The organism is Citrobacter sp. VF227 (assembly GCF_052950715.1).
In genome coordinates this window covers 138,435-149,151 of the sequence record NZ_JBRFVF010000009.1, presented here as the reverse complement: position 1 = coordinate 149,151, position 10,717 = coordinate 138,435, and the positions used below count along the sequence as shown (strand labels likewise).

The window sequence follows — 10,717 nt, the reverse complement described above, 5'->3', positions numbered from 1 at the left end:
ATTAAACTTCGTAATGAATTACGTATGTTCACTCAGAGACTTGGTATTCATTTTTCGTCTTGCGACGTTAAGAATCCGTATCTTCGAGTGCCCACACAGATTGTCTGATAAATTGTTAAAGAGCAGTTGCGACGCGCTTTAGCGCTCTGTCGCGAGGTGGCGTATATTACGCTTTCCTCTTTCAGAGTCAACCCTCATTTTCAGGTTTTTCTCTTCAACCGGACCGGCTGTTTGTGTGAAGTGATTCACATCCGCCGTGTCGATGGAGGCGCATTATAGGGAGTTTCCTGCAGCCCGCAACCCTTAAATGACAGAAAAATGACTGAGTGCTGCATTCCACAGCAAAACCCCGCTTTATACCCATTTACACACAGAGTTATCCACAATCGTAAGAAGATTAGCGGCCACCATCGCTGAAAAGTAGAAAAACAGATAAGGAAATCTCTATTCTCTATATAGAAAGAAATTCGCGCTACGTTATATAAAAGAAGAAAAGTACAGGTAGCCTATGCCCCATAGCCCTACCACCTTTGAATTACATACCCCATCAGGCGATAATACCCGTACAAACCGTGATTCCAGGACCGTGATGAGACACTCTCTGCAACGTACTGCTATACGCAAACGCCCGATGAAGCTCGGCACCACCGTGATCCTCATGGTCAGTGCGGTACTCTTCTCTGTGCTGCTTGTCGTTCATCTGATTTATTTCTCGCAAATAAGTAATATGACGCGCGATGCGCTAGCTGATAAAGCGCTTGCTGTCGCACGAACGCTGGCGAATTCTCCAGAAATCCGTCAGGGGCTAATGAAGAAGCCCGAAGAAAGTGGCATTCAGGAGATTGCCCAGGCGGTGAATAAGAGCAATGACTTTTTGTTCATTGTAGTCACCGATATGCAGAGCATTCGTTACTCCCATCCCGAAGCGCAACGAATTGGCCAGCCGTTTAAAGGTGATGACATTTTGCTGGCCCTGCAAGGCAAAGAGAATGTGGCTATTAATCGCGGGTTCCTGGCACAAGCCCTGCGTGTTTTCACCCCAATCTATGACGAGCATCACCGACAAATTGGCGTCGTGGCGATCGGTCTTGAGCTAAGCAGAGTTGCTGAACAGATCAATAACAGTCGCGGTAGCATCATCTGGTCCATCTTATTTGGTGTACTGGTTGGGCTACTCGGCACATGGATATTCGTTAAAGTCCTCAAGCGCATTCTGTTTGGCCTGGAACCTTATGAAATATCCAATCTGTTCGAACAACGCCAGGCGATGTTGCATTCTATAAAGGAAGGCGTCATTGCCGTTGACGAGTGCGGTGAGGTAACGCTGATAAACCAGGCGGCGCAGGAGCTACTGGATTACCACAAATCGCAAGACGATGCTCAGCTCTCTACGCTCAGCCACGCGTGGTCACAGGTGGTCGATTTTTCACAGGTACTACATGATGGTACGCCGCGTCGCGATGAAGAGATCATGGTGAAGGATCGACTACTCTTGATAAACACAGTTCCGGTGCTCAGCAACGGTAAAATCATCGGGGCCATTTCAACCTTCAGAGACAAAACTGAAGTCCGAAAACTGATGCAGCGTCTGGACGGTATGGTTAACTATGCCGACGCACTTCGTGAACGATCCCACGAATTTATGAATAAATTGCACGTGATTCTGGGATTATTGCATCTGAAAAGTTATAAGCAGCTTGAAAATTATATCCTGAAGACCGCGAACAATTATCAAGAAGAGATTGGCTCGCTGTTAGGAAAAATTAAATCCCCGGTGATCGCAGGATTTTTACTCAGTAAGATTAATCGCACATCTGATTTAGGCCATAGCCTGGTGATCAGCAATGAAAGCCAGTTGCCGGAAAACAGCAACGAAGATCAGGTGGCAGTGCTGATTACCGTTCTGGGGAATTTAATTGAAAACGCCCTGGAAGCGCTAGGTCAAGAACCTGGGGGCGAGATCAGCGTATCCTTGCATTATCGACACGGCTGGTTGCATTGCGAAGTGAATGACGATGGTCCGGGGATCGCCCCCGAACACATTGAGCACATCTTTGAGAAGGGCGTTTCGTCAAAAGGAACCGAACGGGGCGTTGGTTTAGCGCTTGTTAAACAACAGGTTGAAAACGTTGGCGGCAATATTTCCGTCGAGTCTGAACCTGGGATCTTCACCCAATTTTTTGTACAGTTACCGTGGAATGGTGAGAGGGCCAGCAGATGATCAATGTCTTAATTGTCGATGACGATGCAATGGTAGCGGAATTAAACCGTCGTTATGTTGCACAACTCTCCGGGTTTCATTGCTGCGGCACAGCCTCCACGCTGGAGAAAGCGAAAGAGATAATCTTTCATAGCGGTAATCATATCGACCTGATTTTGCTTGATATTTATATGCAAAAAGAAAACGGTCTGGATCTGTTGCCCGTTCTGCACAGCGAAGGTTGCAAGTGTGATGTTATTGTCATCTCTTCCGCCGCTGACGCAACGACTATCAAAGACTCCCTTCACTATGGTGTCGTTGACTACCTGATCAAACCTTTTCAGGCATCCCGTTTTGAAGAAGCGCTTACCGGGTGGTTACAAAAGAAAAACGAAATGGAAAAGCATCAGTACTATGAACAGTCTGAGCTTGACCAGTTGATTCATGGAAGTTCCTCTAATGAGCAGGAAGCGCGGCGCTTACCTAAAGGGTTAACGCCACAAACGTTACGCACGCTGTGTCAGTGGATTGATGAGCATCAGGATCAGGAGTTCTCCACCGATGAGCTGGCTAACGAGGTTAATATCTCGCGCGTCTCATGCCGTAAATATCTTATCTGGCTCGTCAATTGTCACATATTATTTACCAGCATCCATTATGGCGTAACCGGTAGACCGGTTTATCGTTACCGCGTTCAGGCTGAGCACTACTCATTGCTTAAACAATATTGCCAATAAAAACATATTGGGATTATTTGTTATTTGAAAGTAACAATTATTAAAATAATGAAAAATCCCTATTTTGCTGACTCATGCTGCAGAATTATAAATTTGCGTTAGATCAAATGTATTTGTATCCAGCATGTTAAATGTATTATTTTAATATTGATTAACGTCACACTGTTTTTAATTTCAAAATCGCTAACAAAAGTTAATTAAGTATTATCTAACTCGCAGAGTGTGTATTTTTACCCATAAAGGATTAGTCTGAAATTAACCAGACATACAAAATCTAGACTGGTAGCAATGGAGACCATGCTACGTACCATGGACACCGTACATATTTGTGAGCAAGTAAAAGTATCCGCACGCCAACCTCATTACATCATGAAATGGCGCGAGCGTGATCACATAAATAATCTACTCACCCATTTTGTCGGTGGTTCACGTAATAGCGGAAAACGCAAAACAGATAAATTACAGCGTCAACCGCAGCTCTCCACACCCAGCCCTGCTTCCCATCGCCTGAGGATACTTTCCTCTGATCAACACCACAGAAAAAAGCCAAATATCACCATAATTTTAAGAAAACATTCTAGCAAGACATTTGAACATTAATCGCAAATACGGACATATCGAATACTGACCATTTTTTGATGCCTATTCCGGCAAAAAAGAATGTGGCACAGATCCATTTTTCAAAAAATTGACTGGGTTTTTCGCGAGGGTAAATAAAATGTTATTTAGTATACAACTTCTCATAATATTAATATGTTTGTTTTATGGTGCCAGAAAGGGCGGTATCGCGCTGGGTTTATTAGGCGGTATCGGCCTGGTCATTCTGGTTTTCGTTTTCCATCTTCAGCCGGGTAAACCGCCTGTAGATGTCATGCTGGTTATTATTGCCGTGGTCGCCGCATCGGCAACCTTGCAAGCCTCCGGTGGCCTTGACGTTATGCTGCAAATTGCTGAAAAGCTGCTGCGCCGTAACCCAAAATACGTTTCCATCGTCGCCCCGTTCGTGACCTGCACCCTGACGATTCTCTGTGGTACAGGCCACGTGGTATACACCATCCTGCCAATCATTTATGACGTTGCCATTAAGAACAATATTCGCCCGGAACGTCCGATGGCGGCGAGCTCTATCGGTGCGCAGATGGGGATTATCGCCAGCCCTGTTTCCGTAGCCGTTGTTTCACTGGTCGCCATGCTGGGTAACGTAACGTTTGAAGGCAAGCATCTCGAATTCCTCGACCTGCTCAGCATCACCATCCCGTCTACCCTGTTGGGTATCCTGGCGATCGGTATCTTCAGCTGGTTTCGTGGTAAAGATCTGGATAAAGATGAAGAGTTCCAGAAGTTTATTTCCGTACCTGAAAACCACAACTACGTTTATGGCGATACCGCCACGCTGTTAGACAAAAAGCTGCCGAAAAGCAACTGGCTGGCCATGTGGATCTTCCTTGCCGCTATCGCCGTTGTTGCCGTGCTCGGCGCGTTCTCTGAACTGCGTCCTACCTTCAGTGGCAAACCGCTGTCAATGGTACTGGTCATCCAGATGTTCATGCTACTGACCGGTGCACTGATTATTATCCTGACGAAGACTAATCCCGCTTCAATATCTAAAAACGAAGTCTTCCGTTCCGGTATGATCGCGATTGTGGCGGTGTACGGTATTGCCTGGATGGCAGAAACCATGTTCGGCGCGCACATGGCAGAAATCGAAGGTGTGCTGGGCAACATGGTGAAAGAGTATCCGTGGGCCTATGCAATTGTTCTGCTGCTGGTATCTAAATTTGTAAACTCTCAGGCAGCGGCGCTGGCGGCGATTGTTCCGGTCGCGCTGGCAATTGGGGTCGATCCAGCATACATCGTGGCTTCCGCTCCGGCATGTTACGGTTACTACATTCTGCCGACTTACCCAAGCGATCTGGCGGCAATTCAGTTTGACCGTTCCGGCACTACCCACATTGGCCGCTTCGTTATCAACCACAGTTTCATTCTGCCTGGTTTGATCGGCGTAAGCGTATCCTGTGTCTTTGGTTGGATCTTCGCCGCAATGTACGGTTTCCTGTAATTACAGTTCGCGTGCCGTCCGTTTTGGTACGGCACGCCACCGTTAAGACGCAGAGAATTTTAAAATTCCTGAGAAAAATGAAAAGGCTGGAAGCAAATGTCAAAAGTTGAATTCACTTACCAGGCGGCTTTCCCACTGGGGGAAGACAAAACTGAGTACTACCTGCTGACATCCGATCACGTCAGCGTTGGCGAGTTTGAAGGCGAAACAATCCTGAAAGTAGCTCCTGAAGCACTTACGCTACTGGCCCAACAAGCCTTCCACGACGCCTCCTTCATGCTCCGCCCTGAACACCAACAGCAAGTCGCCTCAATCCTCCATGATCCCGAAGCCAGCGAAAACGATAAGTATGTCGCGCTGCAGTTCCTGAGAAACTCCGAAATCGCCGCCAAAGGCGTGTTGCCAACCTGCCAGGACACCGGTACGGCCATTATCATGGGGAAAAAAGGTCAGCGTGTCTGGACCGGTGGCGGCGACGAAGCGGCACTCTCTAAAGGCGTATTTAATACCTATATTGAAGATAACCTGCGCTACTCGCAAAACGCGGCGCTGGATATGTACAAAGAAGTGAATACTGGCACCAACCTGCCCGCACAAATCGATCTGTACAGCGTGGACGGCGACGAATACAAATTCCTGTGCGTAGCCAAAGGCGGCGGTTCAGCGAACAAAACCTATCTGTATCAGGAAACCAAAGCGCTGCTGACTCCCGGCAAACTGAAAAACTTCCTGGTGGAGAAAATGCGTACGCTGGGTACTGCAGCTTGCCCGCCGTATCATATTGCATTTGTCATTGGCGGCACGTCAGCGGAAAGCACCCTGAAAACGGTGAAGCTGGCCAGCACACACTACTATGACGCACTGCCAACTGAAGGTAATGCGCACGGCCAGGCGTTCCGCGATCTGCAACTGGAACAGGAACTGCTGGAAGAAGCGCAGAAACTCGGCCTCGGAGCCCAGTTTGGCGGGAAATACTTCGCGCACGATATCCGCGTGATCCGCCTGCCTCGCCACGGCGCGTCCTGCCCGGTTGGTATGGGTGTCTCTTGCTCCGCAGATCGTAACATTAAGGCCAAGATTAACCGCGAAGGGATCTGGATTGAAAAACTGGAACACAATCCAGCTCAATACATTCCGGAATCCCTGCGCCAGGCAGGCGAAGGTGAAGTGGTCAAAGTTGACCTCAACCGCCCAATGAAAGAGATCCTTGCCCAGCTTTCTCAGTACCCGGTTTCTACTCGTCTGTCGCTGAGCGGCACTATCATTGTCGGTCGCGATATCGCCCACGCGAAGCTAAAAGAACGTATTGAGTCCGGCGAAGGCCTGCCACAGTACGTGAAAGATCACCCGATCTACTATGCGGGTCCGGCCAAAACCCCTGCGGGTTATCCGTCTGGCTCTTTAGGCCCAACCACTGCGGGTCGCATGGACTCCTATGTTGACCTGCTGCAGTCCCATGGCGGCAGCATGATCATGTTGGCGAAAGGTAACCGTAGCCAGCAGGTAACTGACGCCTGCCACAAACACGGCGGCTTCTACTTAGGCAGCATCGGTGGTCCGGCAGCGGTACTGGCGCAGCAGAGCATTAAGCATCTGGAATGCGTGGAATACCCGGAGCTGGGTATGGAAGCAATCTGGAAAATCGAAGTAGAAGATTTCCCGGCTTTCATCCTGGTCGATGACAAAGGCAACGATTTCTTCCAGCAAATCGTCAGCAAACAATGCGCTAACTGCGCGAAGTAAACCCATTCGGCCCGGCACTGGACTGACACCCGTTTTTTGGCGTCAGTCCAGTGATCCCCCCGGGCCTCCTTTATCCCCCCATTTACTGACCTTGAATTTTTGTTGCGCACAGGGAATAGTGACCTTTTCCATTACTTGTGAATTCGCAATGCTTCGTACCCTGAACGTCACAATCTTGCATACTGGCGCGCTGCTGCTGACGCTGATTCTTATCTACACCGGTATCTCAGCCTCGGAGAAGATCACCTGGCTGATGGAAGTCACGCCGGTCATTATTGTCGTCCCATTATTGCTGGCGACCAAAAAACAGTATCCGCTGACGCCATTGCTCTACACGCTCATTTTTTTGCACGCCATCATTCTGATGGTCGGCGGTATGTATACCTACGCCAAAGTTCCCGTCGGTTTTCAGGTTCAGGAATGGCTGGATCTCAGTCGTAACCCGTATGACAAGCTGGGTCACTTCTTCCAGGGGCTGGTACCTGCACTAGCGGCAAGAGAGATTTTAGTGCGCGGTAATCGCGTTCGTGGCCGCAAAATGCTGGCTTTTTTGGTCTGCTGCGTAGCGCTGGCGATTAGCGCGATGTATGAGCTGATCGAATGGTGGGCGGCACTGGCGATGGGCCAGGGAGCCGATGATTTTCTGGGTACGCAAGGCGACCCGTGGGATACCCAGTCGGATATGTTCTGCGCCCTGCTCGGCGCGCTAACGACGGTGCTCGTGCTGGCGGGCTGGCACAACAGACAGTTAAAAATCGCCGGATAGCGCTAACGCTTATCCGGCAATCTGCCCTACCCATTACGCGATTTGATAACCAGAATCGGCAAGGCGAACAGCAGCGTCAGAAAGTTCGCCATACTGACGGCGGTATCGTCAATCAATAACCCATAAACCAGCCACAAAACCAACCCGCACACAAACATCACATACATTAAACCGGAGATACCTTGGGTGTTGCGGGTGGTAATGACCTTAATCGCCTGCGGCAAAAAAGAGAGCGTCGTCAGCGTTGCCGCCAGATAGCCAATCCAGGAATGCCATTCCATAGCTACGCCTTCGCATCGCTGGCCACTACCACCGGTATCTCCGGGGTATTCGACTGCTTGACGGGCGACGGCACTTTTCGGTATTTATCCAGCAGGTGGATCTGAATCTTACGCAGCATATCGCCATTTAACCGGTAGTAACGGAAATAGAGCACCAGTGTCACAATGAAGAAGAGCGTCGGCAGCGCGATCATGATGAACTGCATGCCAAGAATGGTCTCAGCGGATTGCGTTGCATTCGGAACATAACCAATCAATCCCAGCACCACCGCAATAAAGAAAGCAGAAAACGCCGAGCCACCTTTGACCACCATCGTCTGCACGGCATAGGCAATACTCTCGCAGCGGACGTTAAACTTATACTCGCCGTAATCTACGGTGTCCGCCACCATAATCACCTGAAGTACCCAGAACAGTGCCGTACCAATGTTCAGAAGGATCCCTGCGGTAACAATCAGGAAAGTATTGTGGAATGCCCCCAGTGCCATAATCAGCAATACGCCTGCGCTCAGAACCGGCATAACCGAAGCGCCAGCCCACAGTATCCGGCGAGAAAGCGCCTTTGACAGACGGGGAAAGAGAATCAATGTCAGCAAGTTAGCCGCTCCGGCATAGGAGAGGTAGTATGGGAAAAGGTCAGCATCACCCACCACGTAGGTGAAGTAATAAATCGCAAAACCAGTAATGATATTGGACGCCACGTTGTAAGCCAGCGCCATACCCAGCAGGCAGGAAAGCTGATCGTTTTTGTAGATAAGCGCAAGGATTGATTTCAGCGTCAGCCGGGTGCTGTCTGCCGTGGCTTCGCTGTCAGAGGAATACACTTCGTGCACATTGCGCAAGGTTACGAGGGTAGAAACAATAAAAAATGCGATCAGCACCAGCGTAAACATCTGAAAACCGAACCCGCGATCCGCGCCGCCAACATAGTTTACAAAGGGTAGCGTCACGCCCGCGGTGACAAACCCTGCAAGGCTGGCGAAGAAACGAGGGAACGGCACCAGTTGTTCACGCTCGCGTTTATCCAGCGTAATCGTGGGGACCAGCGACCAGAATGGAATATCCATAATGGTGTAGGTCATCCCCCACAATATGTACGTCACACAAACAAAAACGATTTGCGCCGTCCCCTCAAACAGATGTGCGCTAAAAAGCAAAAACAGCACCAACGAGTTCGCCAGCGTACCGAGTAAGATCCAGGGTTTAAATTTTCCCCAACGCGACCGGGTGGCATTCACTATCCACCCCATCACCGGATCGTTAAACGCGTTCCATATTTTTGCCACCAGGAACAAAGTTCCGACGACGCCCACCGATAATCCCACCACGTCGGTGTAGTAATACATCAGGTACATGTACACGATACCGATAGCGAAATCCTTACCAAACGCGCCAAATCCGTAACTGAGTTTTGTAGTCAGAGAGATGCTCATAGGGTATCGGGTCGCTGTTACCAGCGCCCGCCTTCTGTAAGAGGAAACGTCAGACGTTAAACGCCGGATACTCTGCCCGGCGTGATTGTGTGTTAACGATGTAACCAGGCTGGCAGCCAGTCGCCATGGGAGGCGATTAGATCGTCCACCAGCGCATAAATCTCCTCAATTCCCAATACCGCGGCGGTATGCGGATCCATCATCGCCGCGTGATAAACGCGATCGCGATTTTCCGTCAGAATGGCTTCCGTTAGCAGGGTCTGAACATTGATATTGGTTTGCATCATGGCCGCCAAATGGGACGGGAGCGTCCCCACCTTCGTTGGCTGAATACCATTCGCATCAACCAGGCAAGCTACCTCCACGCAACAGCCTTGCGGCAGGTTATCGATCAGATGGTCATTACGAACGTTGCCATACACCACGCTTGGTTCACCAGTCCAGATAGCGTTCATGATAGTGCTGGCATATTCGCGCGACGGCTTAATATCGATCCGCGCCGCCGTTTTGTACTCTTCCAGCTCTTTATTCCAGTTCGCCACCTGTTCCACGCAGCGTTTAGGATATTCATCCAGTGGAACCTTGTAGCGTTCAATCAGATCTTCACGCCCCGGTTTAATAAACCACGGCGTATATTCCGCAAAGTGTTCCGATGACTCGGTGACGAAAAAGCCCAGTTTTTTGAACATTTCATAACGCACAATGTTCTGGCAACGGGTATTCCCATGAATATTCGGTTTCGGTGCCTGACCGGAATCATAAGCCGCCAACAGTTCCGGGTAGAGATCTACATAGCCCCCATCAGCCGTTTTACGCTCCAGCTCCAGATAAAACGCCATGTGGTTGATCCCGGCGCAACGATAACGTAGCGAAGCAGGATCAATATCCAGATCCCGCGCCAGCTCTTCCGCCGTGCCCTGTACTGAATGGCACAACCCAACCTGCTTGATATGCGGATAGCGCGCATACATTGCCCAGGTGTTCATCGCCATCGGGTTAACGTAGTTAAGCATGGTGGCCTGCGGGCAGACTTCCGTCATGTCCTCACAAATCTGCCATAAATGCGGGATAGTGCGCAGCGCACGCATGATGCCGCCCGGCCCCAGAGTGTCGGCAATCGTCTGCTCCAGACCATGACGTTTACACACCGTAAAATCGGTAACGGTACAGGGTTCATAGCCGCCAATCTGGAAAGCGACAACCACAAAATCAGCATCCTGCAATGCCGCTTTTTGATCGCTATAACAGGTGATATGCCCGGATGCACCCGCAGAATCCATCAGTTTACGCACAACAATGTGTGACTCTTCCAGACGTGTAGGATCGACATCCATCAAGGCGATATGCGCCGACTTCAACGCATCGCGATGAAAAACGTCCCCGAGGATATTTTTGACGAAAATCGTCGAACCGGCGCCGATAAAGGTAATTTTGGGTGCAGACATCATGACTCTCCAGAACAGTAGTGAACACGGTCATGGTGGCACGCCGCCCGGGT

At 49.8% G+C, this 10,717-nt stretch carries 9 protein-coding genes; 6 read left to right on the top strand and 3 right to left on the bottom strand.

Annotated elements, in window-relative coordinates; translation table 11 throughout:
- Window positions 1-589 precede the first annotated feature (589 nt).
- The 6 genes from ACU8YC_RS21220 to ACU8YC_RS21195 all read left to right on the top strand — a co-directional run bounded on the left by ACU8YC_RS21220 (window position 590) and on the right by ACU8YC_RS21195 (window position 7,505).
- Window positions 590-2,221, top strand: coding sequence for a sensor histidine kinase (locus ACU8YC_RS21220; RefSeq protein ID WP_187260088.1), 1,632 nt, complete (start codon window positions 590-592; stop codon window positions 2,219-2,221).
- Window positions 2,218-2,937, top strand: coding sequence for a two-component system response regulator DcuR (gene dcuR, locus ACU8YC_RS21215; protein ID WP_151218012.1), 720 nt, complete (start codon window positions 2,218-2,220; stop codon window positions 2,935-2,937). The genes ACU8YC_RS21220 and dcuR overlap by 4 nt, the downstream gene beginning before the upstream one ends.
- Window positions 2,938-3,234: 297 nt before the next feature.
- A complete protein-coding gene (locus tag ACU8YC_RS21210; RefSeq protein ID WP_414438445.1) occupies window positions 3,235-3,537 on the top strand; it encodes a hypothetical protein in 303 nt (100 codons plus the stop codon).
- Window positions 3,538-3,655: 118 nt separating this feature from the next.
- Complete coding sequence (gene dcuB, locus ACU8YC_RS21205; protein ID WP_151218014.1) at window positions 3,656-4,996, top strand: anaerobic C4-dicarboxylate transporter DcuB; 1,341 nt, start codon at window positions 3,656-3,658, stop codon at window positions 4,994-4,996.
- A 96-nt stretch (window positions 4,997-5,092) separates the two neighbouring features.
- Entirely contained in the window at window positions 5,093-6,739 is a 1,647-nt protein-coding gene (fumA, locus tag ACU8YC_RS21200; protein WP_016155418.1) for a class I fumarate hydratase FumA, read from the top strand.
- Window positions 6,740-6,887: 148 nt separating this feature from the next.
- Window positions 6,888-7,505, top strand: coding sequence for a DUF2238 domain-containing protein (locus ACU8YC_RS21195; RefSeq protein WP_151218015.1), 618 nt, complete (start codon window positions 6,888-6,890; stop codon window positions 7,503-7,505).
- A 26-nt stretch (window positions 7,506-7,531) separates the two neighbouring features.
- On the opposite strand, the gene ACU8YC_RS21190 is transcribed toward ACU8YC_RS21195, so the two are convergent.
- From ACU8YC_RS21190 to melA, 3 genes are all read right to left on the bottom strand, one after another.
- A complete protein-coding gene (locus ACU8YC_RS21190) occupies window positions 7,532-7,786 on the bottom strand; it encodes a SemiSWEET transporter (protein ID WP_151218016.1) in 255 nt (84 codons plus the stop codon).
- A 2-nt stretch (window positions 7,787-7,788) separates the two neighbouring features.
- Window positions 7,789-9,219 (bottom strand): melibiose:sodium transporter MelB, encoded by a 1,431-nt coding sequence (melB, locus tag ACU8YC_RS21185; protein WP_187253956.1) that lies wholly within the window; start codon window positions 9,217-9,219, stop codon window positions 7,789-7,791.
- Window positions 9,220-9,311: 92 nt separating this feature from the next.
- A complete protein-coding gene (gene melA / locus ACU8YC_RS21180; RefSeq protein ID WP_187253957.1) occupies window positions 9,312-10,667 on the bottom strand; it encodes an alpha-glucosidase/alpha-galactosidase in 1,356 nt (451 codons plus the stop codon).
- Window positions 10,668-10,717 lie beyond the last annotated feature (50 nt).